The sequence below is a fragment of the Streptomyces sp. SAS_281 genome, assembly GCF_052542855.1.
This window is the reverse complement of record NZ_JBMNDO010000047.1, coordinates 1-17,187: the sequence shown is the minus strand read 5'-3', so window position 1 is coordinate 17,187 and position 17,187 is coordinate 1. Positions and strand designations below refer to the sequence as shown.

Annotated in this window: 14 protein-coding genes; 1 reads left to right on the top strand and 13 read right to left on the bottom strand. The window is 69.6% G+C overall.

Annotation, left to right across the window (positions count from 1 at the left end):
* Positions 1-16: 16 nt before the first annotated feature.
* The 13 genes from ACN6LM_RS19255 to ACN6LM_RS19195 all read right to left on the bottom strand — a co-directional run bounded on the left by ACN6LM_RS19255 (position 17) and on the right by ACN6LM_RS19195 (position 15,391).
* Positions 17-1,573, bottom strand: coding sequence for a hypothetical protein (locus tag ACN6LM_RS19255; RefSeq protein WP_445066622.1), 1,557 nt, complete (start codon positions 1,571-1,573; stop codon positions 17-19).
* 46 nt (positions 1,574-1,619) lie between these two features.
* On the bottom strand, positions 1,620-3,404 hold the full coding sequence (locus ACN6LM_RS19250; RefSeq protein ID WP_445066621.1) for an ABC transporter ATP-binding protein: 1,785 nt from the start codon (positions 3,402-3,404) through the stop codon (positions 1,620-1,622).
* Positions 3,401-5,233, bottom strand: coding sequence for an ABC transporter ATP-binding protein (locus ACN6LM_RS19245; RefSeq protein WP_445066620.1), 1,833 nt, complete (start codon positions 5,231-5,233; stop codon positions 3,401-3,403). Before ACN6LM_RS19245 ends, ACN6LM_RS19250 begins: the two co-directional genes overlap by 4 nt.
* The gene (locus ACN6LM_RS19240) at positions 5,226-5,897 is read right to left on the bottom strand and encodes an HAD family hydrolase (protein WP_445066619.1); all 672 of its coding nucleotides are present in this window, start codon (positions 5,895-5,897) and stop codon (positions 5,226-5,228) included. The genes ACN6LM_RS19245 and ACN6LM_RS19240 overlap by 8 nt, the downstream gene beginning before the upstream one ends.
* A 22-nt stretch (positions 5,898-5,919) precedes the next feature.
* Positions 5,920-6,666: a thiamine biosynthesis protein ThiG gene (locus ACN6LM_RS19235; RefSeq protein ID WP_445066618.1), complete on the bottom strand. Its 747-nt coding sequence runs from the start codon at positions 6,664-6,666 to the stop codon at positions 5,920-5,922.
* 230 nt (positions 6,667-6,896) lie between these two features.
* The gene (locus ACN6LM_RS19230) at positions 6,897-7,946 is read right to left on the bottom strand and encodes a 2-oxoacid:ferredoxin oxidoreductase subunit beta (RefSeq protein WP_445066617.1); all 1,050 of its coding nucleotides are present in this window, start codon (positions 7,944-7,946) and stop codon (positions 6,897-6,899) included.
* Entirely contained in the window at positions 7,939-9,807 is a 1,869-nt protein-coding gene (locus ACN6LM_RS19225) for a 2-oxoacid:acceptor oxidoreductase subunit alpha (RefSeq protein ID WP_445066616.1), read from the bottom strand. The genes ACN6LM_RS19230 and ACN6LM_RS19225 overlap by 8 nt, the downstream gene beginning before the upstream one ends.
* Before the next feature lie 16 nt (positions 9,808-9,823).
* Entirely contained in the window at positions 9,824-10,747 is a 924-nt protein-coding gene (gene metF / locus ACN6LM_RS19220) for a methylenetetrahydrofolate reductase [NAD(P)H] (protein WP_445066615.1), read from the bottom strand.
* Positions 10,744-11,730 carry a carbohydrate kinase family protein gene (locus ACN6LM_RS19215; protein WP_445066614.1) on the bottom strand — a complete coding sequence of 329 codons (987 nt, stop codon included), beginning with the start codon at positions 11,728-11,730 and terminating at the stop codon, positions 10,744-10,746. The genes metF and ACN6LM_RS19215 overlap by 4 nt, the downstream gene beginning before the upstream one ends.
* Before the next feature lies 1 nt (position 11,731).
* Complete coding sequence (metK, locus tag ACN6LM_RS19210; RefSeq protein ID WP_445066613.1) at positions 11,732-12,940, bottom strand: methionine adenosyltransferase; 1,209 nt, start codon at positions 12,938-12,940, stop codon at positions 11,732-11,734.
* A gap of 75 nt (positions 12,941-13,015) precedes the next feature.
* Positions 13,016-13,738 carry a 4'-phosphopantetheinyl transferase family protein gene (locus ACN6LM_RS19205; protein ID WP_445066612.1) on the bottom strand — a complete coding sequence of 241 codons (723 nt, stop codon included), beginning with the start codon at positions 13,736-13,738 and terminating at the stop codon, positions 13,016-13,018.
* On the bottom strand, positions 13,735-14,592 hold the full coding sequence (locus tag ACN6LM_RS19200; RefSeq protein WP_445066611.1) for a metallophosphoesterase family protein: 858 nt from the start codon (positions 14,590-14,592) through the stop codon (positions 13,735-13,737). Before ACN6LM_RS19200 ends, ACN6LM_RS19205 begins: the two co-directional genes overlap by 4 nt.
* 19 nt (positions 14,593-14,611) lie before the next feature.
* Complete coding sequence (locus ACN6LM_RS19195; protein WP_445066610.1) at positions 14,612-15,391, bottom strand: thioesterase II family protein; 780 nt, start codon at positions 15,389-15,391, stop codon at positions 14,612-14,614.
* A gap of 356 nt (positions 15,392-15,747) precedes the next feature.
* On the opposite strand from ACN6LM_RS19195, the gene ACN6LM_RS19190 reads away from it, so the two are divergent.
* The coding region (locus ACN6LM_RS19190; protein ID WP_445066609.1) for a type I polyketide synthase at positions 15,748-17,187 on the top strand (1,440 nt) is incomplete at its 3' end.

The window sequence follows — 17,187 nt, the reverse complement described above, 5'->3', positions numbered from 1 at the left end:
GACGTCCTCACTCTCACTAGCAGGAGACCAGCAGCGGGGCGACGATCCCGCCCGCGATCTCGTTCCAGGGGCGGCGCTGCTGCCGTGCGCGCAGCAGGAGCTGGACCTTCGTCCCGGGGGCGGGGCGCTGGTCCAGACCGAACGCGGCCCACGGCAGGTCCACGGTCAGTACGTGGGTCTCGCCCGAGACACGGCCCTCGCCCCCGGCCGAACCGGCGGGCAGCTTGGTGAAGGAGTAGTCGGAGAACTCCGAATCGCCCTCCCGCGGCTTGAAGAACAGCTCCACCCGCGAGTCCCTGGAGGCGACGCCGACCATCGACATCTGGTCCTCCGGCGTGGCCGGCAGGGTGACCTCGGTCCGGACGCCCGTGTCGGAGAGCGTGATCTCGGCCGTGATCTGCCCGATGCCGCCATGGAACTCGTGCCAGAAGTACCGGGACGACTCGTCCGGCCCGGCGGCGAGGAACGTCACCCGCGCCGCCCCGTCCGGCCCCGTGGCAACCGGTGCGGGACCGAGCGCGTGGATGAAGTCCGGTTGGTCCTCGTCCCGCGCCACCAGGTCCATCGGCGACCAGTTGAGCAGCACCGGGAAACCGGCCCCGGACCCGTCCCACCACAGGTTCTGCGGGAACCAGTCATGTGCGACCGCGCGGACGTCCGCGTCCTTGCCCGCCTCCTCGAACGGGTCGGCTCCGAGCAGCTCGCGGCAGAGGGTCCGGGCGAACGACACCACCAGGTCGGCGTCGAAGTCGTCGGCCAGCTTCTGGAATTCCGCCGCGCTGAAGGCGTCGAGCGCGATCAGGTCCCTCACCTGGGCGAGCTCGTCGAGCCGGACGGTGGCGACCGGGAGCGGGTGGGGGTCCATCGCGAACCCGACATAGATGTGCGCACACCTGATGAGCAGCGCGAACTCGGCCCTGGGCACGGGTCCCAGCGGGCTGTCCACGAGGTTGGCGGCCAGGGTGGGGTAGTCGATGGCGGACACCGAGAACGGATTCTCGATCTGCATGACCGGCGAGCCGGCCGACACGTCGTACGTGCCGGCCTGCTCGCCCTTGCGGAAGCCGGTGACGAGGTAGCGGGTATGCACCTCTATCTCCCGCATGTGCGCGAAGACGTAAGGGTGGTCCTCACCGTGGTGGTGGTACCCCACATCGTTGACGGACATCGCGGCCCGGGCGACCTCGGCGGGGTCGCTCCCCAGGACGTCGAGGTCCACGCTGAACCGGATGTGCCGTTCCTCACCGGTGAGCGCGTAGAGGCCGAACCCCTTCACGGGCGCTACTCCGCCGTCGGGGGCGATCTCCCGCATCGCGTCGCGAAGCCGCGCGTACAGCTCCGCCTTCCTCTCGATGAGGTCGAGGCACTCGCTCTGCCTCTTGGCCAGCCGGTCCGCCAGGCCGGCCGGCAGGGCCACCCCGTCCGCACGTGCCTGGTACAGGAATCGCGATTCCAATCGGTGCTTGTTCAGCGCGAACAGGAGGTCGTCTTCCGCGAGCCGGGAGAGCTCCGGTGCTCCCGGGCCGCCTGCCGCCCAGATCAGGGTACGGCGAAGCGCGTCAATGGAATTCATGTGTCTCCTCGGGATGATCAGGGGTGCCTGCGCGCGGCGCCGGGCGCTATGAGGTGTAGGCGTGGGATTGCAGTTCGTACAGCTCGGCGTAGTGGCCTCCGAGCTCCATGAGCTCGCGGTGGGAGCCCTGCTCGACCACGGATCCGCCGTCGAGGACCACGATCAGGTCGGCGAGCCGGACGGTGGACAGGCGGTGGGTGACGAAGAGGGTGACCCCTCCCACAGCCGCGGCGATCTCGCCGGCCGTCCGTTCATACGTTTCGCACATCCACTGCTCGGCGAGGGCGTCGAGGGCGTGTCCGGGCTCGTCCAGGCAGAGCAGCAGGGGTCGGTCGCGCATCATCGTGCGGGCCAGACCGACGTTCTGCCACTGACCGCCCGACAGGTCGACGCCGTCGTCGTAGCCGTTGCCGAGGACGGTGCTCAGCCCGTCGCCGAGGCGTTCCAGGAGCGGCTCGGCACGGGCCCGCGTGATCGCCCGCCGTACGGCGTCCGCCGAGCCGATGTCGGAGACCTGCCCGACCCCCACGCTGTCCTGCAGGGTGAAGTGGAGCCGGGCGAAGTCCTGGAAGAGCGCCGCCACGCGGGACCGCCAGCCGTCGGCGTCGATACCGGCAAGATCGGAGCCGTCGATCAGGACGCGGCCCGACGTCGGCTCGTAGAGGCCGTTCAGCAGTTTGATCAGCGTGCTCTTGCCGGCCCCGTTGCCACCGACCAGCGCCACCGACTTCCCTGCGGGCAGGTGGAGACTCACACTCCGCAGCGCCGGTTCGGCGGCCCCCGGGTACGTGAACGAGACCTGGTCGAGGGCGATTCCGGCCGTGATGGCCGCGGACGGCTCCGTGCCCGGTGCGGCGTCGGCCGCCAGGCCGGCCCGCTCACGCAGGCTGGTGAGCCTCCGCAGCCACAGTGCGGCAGCGCCCGCTGCGCTGAGGAGGTCGAAACCGCTGGCCATCTGCTTGCTGACCTGGGTGGCCAGGGTGATGACCATGACCGTGGCGCCGATGGACGCCGCGCCGTGGGCCTCGTGGAACGCGAAGACGATCGACGCGGCATACGCGGCGGCGAAGACGCCGAGGCCCAGCGCACGGAGGAGGGCCTGCTTGCGTTCCGCGTCGCCCAGCACGCGGTCGATGTCCCGTTCGAGGTCCCCGGTGAGCCCGATCAGGTACTCGTGGCTGCCGGAGAGCCGGATGTCCTTCTGCGTGTCAGGGGATGACGCGATGTCACGCAGATGGCGCACCGACCGCTGAGCAGCGGACACCCGACCGCGTGCGCGGTCCAGGATCTCTTCTCCCCGGTGGCCGAGAAGCACGGGGACGAGGGCCACCGGGGGCAGCAGCAGGAGCCACGCGTCAACGGATACGAGGAGGCACGCCGTCACCAGCGTCTGGACGACGAGGCACGCGAGTTGGAGCACCGACTCGACCGTACTGCGCATCTTGACGAGGTCCTGCCGGGCCAGGTCCACATCGTCCGCGAAGGCCGGGTCATCGCACTGCGCCAGTCCCCGCGCCCCGTTGATGGTCCGCAGCAGTCGGCGGCCCAGCATCTCCTCGTGCTGCTCACCGAGTTCGAAGTAGAACAGATGGGCAAAGTGACCGAGCATCAGTTCGGCCATGAGGGTGGCCGCGCCGGCCAGGCACCACGCGACGGCGGAGAGGTGCCGGTCTGCCACCAGGGCGTCGATGATCAGCCGGAGTTCCACACTGATCAGCGGGGAGGCCAGGTAACCCAGCAGGAGCAGCAGGCCGCCCAGGACGAGACGCCGCCGGCTGGAGCGCCAGGACAGGCCGAGCAGAAACCTGAAGCAGAACAGGAAGTCCTTCATTCCGCGCCGCCCACGGGCGCGAAGCGGCGTGCCTGCACCTCGAACATGGCGGCGTACTCGTTTCCCGCGGCGACCAGCTCGTCGTGGGTTCCGCCTTCCCGCACCCTGCCGCCACCGATGGTGACGATCCGGTCGGCCAGGCGCACGGTGGAGAACCGATGCGAGATCACGATGCTGGTCGTTCCCTTGGTGAGTTCCAGAAACGTCTCATAGAAGTCCGCCTCCCCGCGCGCGTCGAGTTGGGCGGTGGGTTCATCGAGGACCAGGACGCGGGCGCCGTGGCGAACGGCGAACAGCGACCTGGCCAGGGCGACGCGCTGCCACTGGCCGCCGGACAGGTCCACTCCTCCGGTCACGGACTGGCCGAGCGGGGTGTCCAGTCCGGCCGGCAGCGACTCCGCGAGGCCGCCGAGCCCGACCCGGTCCAGTTCGGCGGCGATACCGGCGTCGTCGTCGCGCCGGCCGATCGCACCCATCGCCACGTTGTCCCGCAGGGACAGCTCGTACCGGGTGAAGTCCTGGAACATGACGGACAGCGAACGCTGCCACTGCCGCCGGTCGATCTCGGCCAGGTCGACGCCGCCGCAGGTGATTCTTCCCCCGCCGGGCTCGTAGAGGCCGGTGAGGAGTTTGACCAGCGTGCTCTTCCCGGCGCCGTTCACGCCTACGACCGCCGTCGACGCCCCTGCGGCTATGGTCAGGTCGAGCCCGTTCAGGACCGGCCGCCCCGGCTCGTAGCCGAAACGCACGTCATGGAAGACGATGTCCCCGTCCGGGCAGGTGACGCCCGTCCCGCGGGGGTCCGCCGGGAGTGCGGTGTCCGAAGCGGCACCGAGCCGCTCGAACGTGAGAAGCGACTCCCAGGCGCTACGGCCGTAGATCATCTTGACGTCGGATTCGGGGAAGATGACGCCGAACCGAACGCACATCACGAGGACCTGCAGGCCCATGGAGAGGGCTCCGACCTGCAGCCCCGGCTTCATGGCCAGCGCCAGCAGACCACCGACGGCGCAGACCAGGCCGAGGAGCGTGTACAGGACGAACGGGCGCCCGTAGACCCGCCGCCGCCAAGCCCATAGCGGGCCGAGCAGGCCGGCGCTCTCGGCGGCGTATCGCCGGTCCAACCAGTCGACGAGACCGAGCAGCCGGATCTCCTTGGCCGCCCGTGTCCCCACGGCGAGGTCCCGCAGGTAGGCGAGGCGGCGGCGCGCGCGCGAGAAGCTCCTGACATGCCGGCCCCAGCGCACGAACGCGGCCGTCTGCCCCAACCGGCAGATCAGCGCGACCGCCAGCCCCGCGACGGCGACCAACGGCCCCGTCGCGATCGCCGCCACGAGCACAGCACCGGCCAGTTGCGTGTACCTCGCGATGAGCGCCAGTGCGCCCTCGACGGCCGCCCCGGGTGTCAGGGTCCGGTTGCTCAGCGCCTCGCCCGCGTCCCGTGCCGCGTCGGCCGTTTCGGGCCGTTCCAGGGAACGCAGGCTGACCCCGGTACCGGCCGACCGCATGAGCCGTGCCGTGCAGTACGCGTCGACCCGGCGGGCGATGCTCTGCGACGCGACTCCCTGGACGGGGATCAGGATCTGCTGTACGAAGAAGGCGCCGACCGCGACGGCGAGCAGGGTGGAGACGCCGCCACCGTCGGTGAGCCGCTGCAGGGCCAGACCGACGCACACCACGAACACGAGGGGCAATGCCCCGGCCACCAGATGGAGCACGCAGGTACCCAGGACGAGGGGCGTTCCGGCGGACCTCGCGAGGGTCAGGAGCTGACCCGCCGCGGTCCTGCGGCGGCGGATGCGTTCCGCCGGACCGGTGTGCTCAGCCATGTGGATCCGCAAGAAGACACAGTTCCGCGTGGGGATCGGCCGATGTCAGCCGGACGTGGTCCAGCGACGTGATGACGTGGGCCGCCCCGCGCGCCAGCAGCTCGCTCCGGTGGCCGCGGCCGCTCACGGCGACACAGGTCGCCCCGGCGGCCACAGCGGACTGGACGCCGCTTTCGGAGTCCTCGAACACCGTGCACCCGCCGACGGGGACCCCGAGCCGGTCGGCCGCGATCATGTACGGCTGGGGGTCGGGCTTGCCGCGCGCCGCGTCCTCCCAGGTGACCATCGCCGCGAAGTGGCCCGTGAGCCCCAGCCCTCTCGTGACCGCCGTGGCGCGAGCAGCCGACGCGCTGGTCACCAGGGCCAGCGGTACACCCGCTGCGGCGAGGGCGCGGACGAGGTCCCGGCCCCCTGGCAGTGCTTCGTAACCCAGCTCGGGCTCTCCGGCGCGGACCTCTTCGAGCACGCGGAGACGATCAGCCTCGGTGCAGTCACCGAAGACGCGCTCGATGGTGCGCTCGGGCGAGCAGCCGAGAACGTTCGTACGCATGTCCTCATGGCTCAGTTCGCGCCCGACCGACTCGGCGGCCCTCTGCCAGAGTGCCGCGACGGCGGCGTCGGTGTCGATCAGCACGCCGTCCAGGTCGAAGAGAACGGCCTCCATCGGGCCCAGCGTGAATTGCACGTCAGGAGCCCTGAACTGCCGGAATTCCCGCCGAGACGGCCTGCCGGACTGCGGCTGCCATGGCAACCGGGTCCTCCGCCTGTGCGACCAGTGTATTCACCAGAACTGCCGCAGCGCCCAATTCCATGGCTTCGGCGACATGCGTGGGGGAGCCTATTCCGCCCTCCACGACGGCGGGCACGCTCAGCGCATCGATACATCGGCGCATTGCCTCGGGATCGGATATTCCGCGGTAGCTGCCCACGGGCGATGCCATGAGTCGAATCGCGGAGCACCCCATGTCCTGAAGCTCCAGGGCCGTGTGAATGTCGGGGTGCACGAACGGCATGATGCTGAAGCCGTCGGCAAGCAACTGACGCGCGGCGACGATCGTGGCGGCACTGTCGGGGCCGTTGCCGGCGTCACGGACGTCGAGCTTGATCACGTCCAGGCCGAGCGTCGCCCGCAGGTGATGCGCCGTGCGGACGGCGACATCGGCCGAGTACGCGAACGAGGTCGTGCCGATCCACGCGTAGCGGGACAGCTCGATCTTCTGATCCAGGTCGTCCAGCAGGAGGCTTCCCCGCGTCTGCTCAAGGTCATAGGTGGTGATGAAGACGTCCGTCCCGGACGCCTCGAGCACCTTTGCCACAAGCGTGGGGTCGGTGTACTGCTCGATTCCCAGCAGCAGCCTCGATACGAGTTGATGCTTCCCGATGTTGAGCCAAGGGTCATCAATGCCAACAGGCGAGTGCAGGGCAGAAGTCACGTCAGATCCTTTACCGTGTGCAGGAGATAGTGACACCTGAATAGTCGGACTTTGGAGTCCGAACGTTAGTGACGCCACCTTGCGCACACAAGGTAAGGAGTTCGGCATGAACGTGCCGTATTAAGTCGGCAGCGGCATAAAAATGCCAGACGGGCTTCGCCTGCGCCCCGTTCCGATCGGGGTCCGGGGCGGAGGCGCCCTCGCGGCCGCGGAGGTTTCCCCGCGGGGCGTCAGCCGATGACCTTCCAGGAGTCGCCGCCGGTGAGGAGGGCCGTGAGGTCGCCCTTGCCGTTCTGCTCGACGGCGGTGTCGAGCTGGGCAGCCATCAGGGTGTCGTAGACGGGCCGGTCGGCGCTGCGCAGGACGCCGATGGGCGTGTGGTGCAGGGTGTCGGGGTCGGCCAGCCGGGACAGGGCGAAGGCGGTGGTGGGGCTGGGAGCGGTGGCGTCGTGGACCAGGATGTCGGCCTCGTTGGCCGGAGTGACGGTGACGACCTCCAGGTCGCCGGTGGTGCGGTCGCGGACGACGCCCTTGGTTCCGTCGGGACCGAAGCGGATGGGCTGCCCGTGTTCGAGGCGGATGACCGCTTCCTCGGCTCGCTGCTTGTCCTTGAGGGCGTCGAAGGCGCCGTCGTTGAAGATGTGGCAGTTCTGGTAGATCTCCACCAGCGCCGTGCCCGGGTGGTCCGCCGCCGCGCGCAGTACCTCGGTGAGGTGCTTGCGGTCGGAGTCGATGGTCCTGGCGACGAACGACGCCTCGGCCCCGAGAGCCAGCGAGACCGGGTTGAAGGGCGCGTCGAGGGAGCCCATGGGGGTCGACTTGGTGACCTTGCCGACTTCGGACGTGGGGGAGTACTGCCCCTTGGTCAATCCGTAGATCCGGTTGTTGAAGAGCAGGATCTTGAGGTTGACGTTGCGGCGCAGGGCGTGGATGAGGTGGTTGCCGCCGATGGACAGGGCGTCGCCGTCGCCGGTGACGACCCAGACGGACAGGTCGGGACGGGAGGAGGCCAGCCCGGTGGCGATGGCGGGGGCGCGCCCGTGGATGGAGTGCATCCCGTAGGTGTTCATGTAGTACGGGAATCGGGAGGAGCAGCCGATGCCGGAGATGAAGACGATGTTCTCCTTGGCCAGGCCGAGTTGGGGCATGAAGCCCTGCACGGCGGCCAGGATCGCGTAATCTCCGCACCCGGGGCACCAGCGCACTTCCTGGTCGGACCTGAAGTCCTTCATGGACTGCTTGGCCTCGGCCTTGGGCACCAGCTTCAGCGCCTCAGTCATGGGTGGCCTCCTTGAGCGCCGCGGCCAGTTGCTCGGCCTTGAACGGCATACCGTTGACCTGGTTGTAGGAGTGCGCGTCGACAAGGTACTCGGCCCGGATGAGGGTGGCGAGCTGGCCGAGGTTCATCTCGGGCACGACGACGTTTTCGTACCGCCCCAGCACCTCGCCCAGGTTCCTGGGGAAGGGGTTGAGGTGGCGCAGGTGGGCCTGGGCGATCAGGCCGCCGTCCTTGCGGATCCGGCGCACCGCGGCCGTGATCGGGCCGTAGGTCGAGCCCCAGCCCAGGACGAGCGTGCGGGCCCCGTCCTGGTGGTCCACCTCGACGTCGGGGACCTCGATGCCGTCGATCTTGGCCTGCCGGGTGCGGACCATGAAGTCGTGGTTGGCCGGGTCGTACGAGATGTCGCCCGTGCCGTCCTGCTTCTCGATGCCGCCGATGCGGTGTTCCAGGCCCGGTGTGCCCGGCACCGCCCACGGCCGCGCCAGCGTGCGCGGATCGCGCTTGTACGGCCGGAACACCTCCGTGCCGTCCGTCAGGCGGTGGTTCGGGCCTGTCGCGAACGGCACCCGGAGGTCCGGCAGTTCCGCCACGTCCGGGATCCGCCACGGCTCCGAGCCGTTCGCCAGGTACCCGTCCGAGAGGAGGAAGACGGGGGTGCGGTAGGTCAGCGCGATCCTCGCCGCGTCCAGTGCGGCGCCGAAGCAGTCGGCCGGGGTGCGTGGCGCGACGATGGGCACCGGGGCCTCGCCGTTGCGCCCGTACATCGCCTGCAGCAGGTCCGCCTGCTCGGTCTTGGTCGGCAGGCCGGTCGACGGCCCGCCGCGCTGGATGTCGACGATCAGAAGGGGCAGCTCCAGCGACACCGCCAGCCCGATCGTCTCCGACTTCAGCGCCACACCCGGCCCCGACGTGGTCGTCACCCCCAGCATCCCGCCGAACGACGCCCCCAGGGCCGCCCCGATCCCGGCGATCTCGTCCTCCGCCTGGAACGTGCGGACACCGAAGTGCTTGTGCCTGGACAGCTCGTGCAGGATGTCCGAGGCCGGCGTGATCGGGTACGAGCCCAGGTAGAGCGGCAGGTCGGCCTGGCGGGAGGCGGCGATCAGCCCGTAGGACAGGGCGAGGTTCCCGGAGATGTTGCGGTAGGTGCCGGCGGGGAAGGCCCGGGTGGCCGGGGCGACCTCGTAGGAGACGGCGAAGTCCTCCGTCGTCTCACCGAAGTTCCAGCCCGCCCGGAAGGCGGCCACGTTCGCCTCGGCGATCTGCGGCTTCTTCGCGAACTTGGTCCGCAGGAACGCCTCCGTCGCCTCGGTGGGGCGGTGGTACATCCACGACAGCAGCCCGAGCGCGAACATGTTCTTCGACCGCTCCGCCTCCTTGCGGGACAGGCCGAAGTCCTTCAGCGCCTCGATCGTCAGCGTGGTCAGCGGGACGGGGTGGACGTGGAAGGCGTCCAGCGAACCGTCCTCCAGCGGCGACGTCCCGTAGCCGACCTTCGCCATCGCCCGCTTGGTGAACTCATCGGTGTTCACGATGATCTCGCCGCCCCGCGGCACATCGCCGACGTTCGCCTTCAGCGCCGCCGGGTTCATCGCCACCAGGACGTTCGGCGCGTCTCCGGGCGTGAGGATGTCGTGATCGGCGAAATGCAGCTGGAACGACGACACACCGGGCAGTGTTCCGGCGGGCGCGCGGATTTCCGCCGGGAAGTTCGGCAGCGTCGACAGGTCATTGCCGAAGGACGCCGTCTCCGACGTGAAACGATCACCCGTCAACTGCATGCCGTCACCGGAGTCACCCGCGAAGCGGATGACCACCCGGTCCAGACGACGTGTTCGCTTTTCTGACAGTTGAGTCATTGCTCCGACCTGACGTTCAGTCCTGCGACCGCTGCGGACCAACGGGCAGCCGGAGCCCGCGGTGGATGTCCAGGGCCGCTGTCGAGTGGTTGAGAGTGATGTAGTGCAAACCGGGAGCGCCGGCGTCGAGCAGCTGCTGCGCCAGTTCCGTCGCGTGGTCGACCCCGATGCGGTGGGACTGCCGCGGATCGTTCCGGGCGGCTTCGAGGCGGCGGCCCAGGTCGTCGGGGAACGTGGCCTCGCTCAGCCGGGCGAACCGGCTGATCTGCTCGAACCGCACGGCGGGCATGATCTCGGGAATGACGGGAGCGTGACATCCCGCGGCGGCCAGCCGGTCCCGCAGCCGGAAGTAGTGCTCGGCGCTGAAGAACATCTGCGTGATGGCGTACTCCGCACCCGCCCGGAACTTGGCGACCAGGTGGCCGATCTCGCTCTCCCAGTCCGGGGACCGGGGATGGCGCTCGGGGAAGGCGGCCACGCCGATGCGGAAGTCGCCGCACCGGCGTACCAGCCGCACCAGGTCGACGGCGTGCTGCACACCGTGCGGATGCGGGACCCACGGGCCGCGCGGATCTCCCGGCGGATCGCCGCGCAGGGCCAGTACGTCCCGGATGCCGGCGGCGGCGTAACGGCCGATGATCTGCCGCAGCTCGGTCACGGAGTGGCCCACCGCCGTCAGATGGGCCACCGGCCGCAGCGTGGTGTCCTCCGCGATCCGCTCGGTGATGGCGGCCGTGTGTTCACGTGACGTGCCGCCCGCGCCGTACGTCACGGAGACGAACGTCGGACTGACCGCCTCGACGCGGCGCAGCGCGGCCCACAACGTCTGCTCGCCCTTCTCCGTCTTCGGCGGGAAGAACTCGAACGAGTACGAGCGCTGCCCGGCCGCGATCGTCTCGGAGATGCCCGGGCGGGCCACCGGCGCGCGGAGGGCCGTCATCGGTGAGCTCCGTCGAAGAGCACGGGTGCGATGCCGGCGGCCTCGGGACCGTACGCGGCGACGAGCCGTTCGTGCAGCCGCTCCGGCGTGAGCACGTACGTCTGGGTACCCACCGACTCCAGAGCGAAGGTGGCCATGACGGCGCCCGCACGGGCCGCCTGGACGCTCTCCAGGCCGGACGCCGTCGCCGCCAGGTAACCCGCGCGGAACGCGTCTCCCACACCGGTGGGGTCGAGCGCGGCCAGGGCGGGCACCGCCGCGCTCTCGATCACGGCCCGGCCTGCCCGGTCGATACGGCAGCCCTTGGGGCCCAGCGTGGTGATCCAGGTACCGACGCGGGCGAGGACGTCCGCCTCGCTCCAGCCGGTCTTGGACAGCAGGAGCGCCCGCTCGTACTCGTTCGTGAAGAGATGGTCGGCCCCGTCGACCAGGTCGCGGATGCTGTCCCCGTCCAGGCGGGCGAGCTGCTGCGAGGGGTCCGCCGCACGCCGGATGCCCAGATCGCGGCACACCCGCGTGTGGCGGAGCATCCCCTCGGGGTCGTCCGCGCCCACGAGTACGAGATCGAGCGCGCCGAGCCGCGACGCCGTCTCGGCCAGGTCGATGGAGCGCGCCTCCGCCATGGCGCCCGTGTAGAACGAGGCGAGCTGATTGCCGTCCTCATCGGTGGTGCACATGAAGCGGGCGGTGTGATGCCTGTCCGATACGTGCACCGAGTCGATGTCGACGCCCGCGGCGCGCAGCAGACCTCCGTACTCGGCGAAGTCCCTGCCCACCGCCCCGACCAGGGTGGGGCGCCGGCCGAGCAGGCCGAGACCGTAGGCGATGTTCGCCCCGACGCCACCGTGCCGGATGTCCAGAGTGTCGACGAGGAAGGACAGGGACACGTGGGCCAGTTGGTCCGGCAGGATCTGATCGGTGAAGCGGCCTGGGAAGGTCATCAGGTGGTCGGTGGCGATCGAACCGGTGACAGCGATACGCATGTCAGACTCCCGCGGCCTTGCGAAGGGCGTCGACCCGGTCGGTGCGCTCCCAGGTGAAGTCGGGCAGCTCGCGCCCGAAGTGCCCGTAGGCGGCCGTCTGGGCGTAGATCGGGCGCAGCAGGTCGAGGTCGCGGATGATCGCGGCCGGGCGGAGGTCGAAGACCGCGCCGATCGCGTTCTCGATCTTCTCCACGTCGACCTTGGCGGTCCCGAAGGTCTCCACGAACAGACCCACCGGCTCCGCCTTGCCGATCGCGTACGCCACCTGCACCTCGCATCGCGAAGCCAGGCCCGCCGCCACCACGTTCTTCGCCACCCAGCGCATCGCATACGCCGCCGAGCGGTCCACCTTCGACGGGTCCTTGCCCGAGAACGCGCCACCACCGTGACGCGCCATCCCGCCGTACGTATCGATGATGATCTTCCGGCCGGTCAGACCCGCGTCACCCATCGGACCACCGACCTCGAAGCGGCCGGTCGGATTCACCAGCAGCCGGTACCCCTCGGTCTCCAGTTTGATCCCGTCCTCCAGCAACCGGCCCAGGACGTGCTCCACGACGAACTCACGGATGTCCGGAGTCAGCAGCGACTCCAGATCGATGTCCGGCGCGTGCTGCGAGGAGACCACCACCGTGTCCAGACGCACCGCCTTGTCACCGTCGTACTCGATGGTGACCTGCGTCTTGCCGTCGGGACGGAGATAGCCGACCGTACCGTTCTTGCGGACCTCGGTCAGCCGGCGCGAAAGCCGGTGTGCCAGATGGATCGGCAGCGGCATCAGCTCCGGCGTCTCGTCCGAGGCGTAGCCGAACATCAGGCCCTGGTCGCCCGCACCCTGGCTGTCCAGCTCGTCCCGGTCACCCTCGCCCCGCTTCTCGTACGAGGTGTCGACACCCTGCGCGATATCCGGCGACTGCGCACCGATCGACACCGACACACCGCAGGAAGCGCCGTCGAAGCCCTTCTGCGAGGAGTCGTAGCCGATCTCCAGGATCTTGTTCCGCACCAGCGCGGGAATCGGGGCGTACGCCTTGGTCGTGACCTCGCCGGCCACATGGACCTGACCGGTGGTGATCAGGGTTTCCACGGCGACACGGGAGGCCGGGTCCTCCCGCAGCAGTGCGTCGAGGATGGTGTCGCTGATCTGGTCGGCGATCTTGTCGGGGTGGCCCTCGGTCACGGACTCCGAGGTGAACAGGGATGTGGACATCGTGGCTCTCCAGTGACGGTTCGAAAGCGGCTCGGGCGATGGGGCCGGCGCGGGCCCGGGTCGGGCGCGCGCGTGTCAGGCGGCCGGTTCGGCGCGGGAAGTACCCTCCCCACCGGCGGGAACGGGTGCCCGGCTCGCGGTCTCGGCGCACGCCACCGCGGTGACGAGCAGGCCGTCGCGGGCGAGCCAGCCACCGCGGAAGCCGGGCAGTCGCACGCCGTTCACCACGGGCCCGGGAACGAGCAGGCGGGCGGAGAAGGTCCCGGTCCCGGGATGGATCGTGACCGTGGCCTCCTGGAAGTCGAGCCATAGGCGCGTCAACGGGAACCACGCCTTGTAGACGCTCTCCTTGGCGCTGAAGAACAGCCGGTCCCAGGAGACCTGGGGCGAATGGGCCTTGAGTGACGCCAGCTGCCGCCGCTCCTCGGGCCGGAGCACATGGCCCGCGACGCCCTCGTTGGGCAGGGGCTGGTTGGGCTCCGCGTCGACGCCGATGGTCACGATGTCCGACGTACGCGCGACCGCGGCCGCCCGGTACCCGGCACAGTGCGTCATGCTGCCGACGAACCCGGCCGGCCACTTCGGCTCGCCGTGCGGCCCGGGCAGGAGAGGGGCGGGGGCGATCCCGAACCGTCCCAGTGCCTCCCTGGCGCACGCCCGGACCGTGGTGAACTCATGACGGCGCACGGCCACCGCATTCGCGATCACCGCCGCCTCTTCCGGAAAGAGCTCTCCGACGGGCGTATCGCCGTACGACTCGGCCGTTTCGCACCGGGGCGACAGCAGTTCCTCGATCACAGTCCCACCTCCTGACCGGCGACGGCCGGGCGGATCTCCACGAGCTGTCCGGGGGACGCGCTGTGCCGCTGCCATTCACGCGGATATCCCAACGACACCTCGTAGTGCGGGATGCCGTCGTAACGGGTGAGCCGGGGGATGTGCAGATGGCCGTAGACGACGGCAGCGGCGCGGAAGCGCACCGGCCAGTCGGCGGTGGCCTCGGTACCGCACCACAGAGCGAATTCCGGATGCCACAGAATGCGCGTGGGCTCGCGGACGAGCGGAAAGTGGTTGACCATCACGGTCGGCAGATCACCGGGCAACGCCGCGAGCCGTGCCTCCGTATCGCGCACGCGGGCCCGGCACCACGCCTCCCGGCTGGGGTACGGGTCCGGGCGCAGCATGAACTCGTCGGTGCAGACGATCCCGGCCCGCTCCGCGATGGCCAGGCCCGAAGCCTTGTCGAAGGCGCCCGCCGGCCGGAACGAGTAGTCGTACAGCAGGAACAGCGGGGCGATGACGAGGGGGCCGCCCTCGCCCTCCCACACCGGGTAAGGGTCCTCAGGAGTCACGACGCCCAACTCGCGGCACATCCCCACGAGATGTTCGTAGCGTGCCACGCCCGAGAGCTGGAGCGGGTCGTCCGGGGTCGTCCACAGCTCGTGGTTGCCCGGCACCCAGACCACCTTGGCGAACCGGCCGGCCAGCAGCTCCAGGGTCGCGCGGATGTCCGCGCCGGTCTCCCCGACGTCCCCCGCGACCAGCAGCCAGTCGTCGTCCGACTGCGGTGCGATGCCTTGCACGATCCGCCGGTTCTCCTCGTAGCGGACATGCAGATCGCTGATGGCAAGAAGTTTCCCGCGCCCCGACATCTACAGCCTCTCTTCGTTGCTAGGCGCGGTTCGCGGTGGGTATGCGGCCCTCGATGAATTCGCTGATCACCTGAATGACGGCGGGCGCGTGGTCATTGATGAAGAAATGGCCGCCGGAGAATTCATGGAGATCGAACGGCCCCGAACTGTGTGCGGACCAGGCGTGGGCCTCTTCGTTCGTCACATGAGGATCGGCATCGCCCGTCATCACGACGACGGGGCAGGAGACGCGCGTCTCACCCGACGTCCGCGGCCGGTACGTCTCGGCGGCTTTGTAGTCACCCCGGACGTAGGGGAGGATCATTTCCAGGATTTCCGGGTCCGCCAGCATCCGGGCATCGGTTCCGCTCAATCGCCTGAGGTCCTCGATCAGCCCCTGGTCGTCCAGTTCGTGAATCCGCTCGTCACGGTGGCGGGAGGGCGCGCGGCGGCCCGACGCGATCAGCCCGACCAGGTCGACGCCCTCGCGCTCCAGGCGGAGGGCCACCTCGTAGGCGAGCGTGGCGCCGAGACTGTGGCCGAAGAGGCACAGGGGGCGGTCGGCCCAGGCGAGCAGCTCGGCCGCCGCGCGGTCGGCCAGCTCGTGCACGTCCTCGACGCACGGTTCGGCCCGCCGGTCCTGCCGGCCGGGGTACTGGACGGCCAGAACGTCCACCGACGGCGCCATGGCGCGGGCGACAGGCAGGAAGTACACCGCCGAGCCGCCGGCGTGGGGGAAGCAGACCAGCTGCGAAGCCGCCTCCGGCGCCGACTGGAAGCGTCGGATCCACGCACTCGTTCGTTCCGGTGCTTCTGCCATATTCACTGGCTCCCCTTCTGCGCCCGCCCCGAGTCGGGGCGAAAGTCCGCCCCGGATGACGGACGTCGAACCCGAGCAACATTGAAGCCGGAGCGACGGGAAAACCGCCAGATGATTGACCCCCTGAAGAGGACTGGCCCCCCAGCCGCACCCCCTAATTCCAGCTGCGGAGCGGACTAGGGGTACCCCCTTGGCCGCAGTCAGGGGTTGGCCCCCCACGGGGGCGTCGGTAGCGTCCGGATCAAGGATCAGGCGTCTTATGGAGTGTCTGGCCGAACGACAGAAACAACGCACCGCACTCACCGCCGTGTTGTGCGCGCCATGGGGATTCGGACCTGATTAAAGGGGGGCCTTCGGTGGGCAACGAGGAAAGGCTTCTGGAATACCTGAGGCGCGCCACCGTTGACCTGCGCTCCACGCGAGAGCGGCTCGCCGAAGCCGAGGAATTGCTGGCGGGGGAGCCGGTCGCGGTGGTGGGCATGGCGTGCCGGTATCCCGGAGGCGTGTCCTCGCCCGAGGGTCTGTGGGACGTGGTCGCCCAGCGTTCCGACGCGGTCGATGTCTTTCCTTCGGACCGTGGCTGGGATGTCGCCGGTCTGTTCGATCCGGAGGTGGGCCGTGCGGGGAAGTCGTATGCGCGGGAGGGTGGTTTCCTGCGGGACGCGGCGCTGTTCGACGCCGGTCTGTTCGGGGTGAGCCCGAACGAGGCGTTGTCGATGGATCCGCAGCAGCGGCTGTTGCTGGAGGCGTCCTGGGAGGCGCTGGAGCGGGCCGGGGTGGATCCGCTGTCGCTGAAGGGGAGCGCGACCGGTGTGTTCGCCGGTCTGATGTACCACGACTACGGCCTGGGAGTGGAGGCGGCGGTCACGAGTGGCGGCAGCCTCGTCTCGGGCCGGGTGGCTTACACGCTCGGTCTTGAGGGGCCGGCGGTGACGGTGGACACGGCGTGTTCGTCGTCGTTGGTGGCGATGCACCTGGCGGCGCAGTCGCTGCGTTCGGGTGAGAGTTCGCTGGCGCTGGCCGGCGGTGTCACCGTCATGTCCACCCCGGATGTCTTCATCTACTTCAGCCAGCAGCGCGGTCTCGCCCCCGACGGCCGGTGCAAGTCCTTCGCCGGCGCGGCGGACGGCACGGGCTGGTCCGAGGGTGTGGGTGTGCTGGTGCTGGAGCGGCTGTCGGACGCCCGTCGCAACGGCCACCCGGTCCTCGCCTTGCTGCGTGGTTCGGCGGTCAACCAGGACGGTGCGTCGAGCCGACTGACGGCGCCCAACGGTCCCGCCCAACGACGGGTCATCCGGCAGGCGTTGACCAACGCGCGACTGTCGGCCGCCGATGTGGACGTGGTGGAGGCGCACGGTACGGGTACGCGGTTGGGTGACCCGATCGAGGCGCAGGCGTTGCTGGCGACGTATGGGCAGGAGCGGGCGGAGGATCGTCCGTTGTGGCTGGGTTCGGTGAAGTCGAACATCGGTCATACGCAGGCGGCTGCTGGTGTGGCAGGTGTGATCAAGATGGTGATGGCGTTGCGGGAGGGTGTGCTTCCGGCGACGTTGCATGTGGATGAGCCGTCGCCGGAGGTGGACTGGTCGGCGGGCGCGGTGGAGCTGTTGACGCGGGAGCGGGCGTGGCCGGTTGTGGAGGGTCGTCCGCGTAGGGCGGGTGTGTCGTCGTTCGGTCTGAGTGGGACGAACGCGCATGTGATCCTCGAAGAGGCGCCTGCGGTTGAGGAGCCCGTGGAGGTGCCGGTTGCCGGGTTGCCGGTGGTGCCGTGGGTGGTGTCGGGCCGTAGTGCGGAG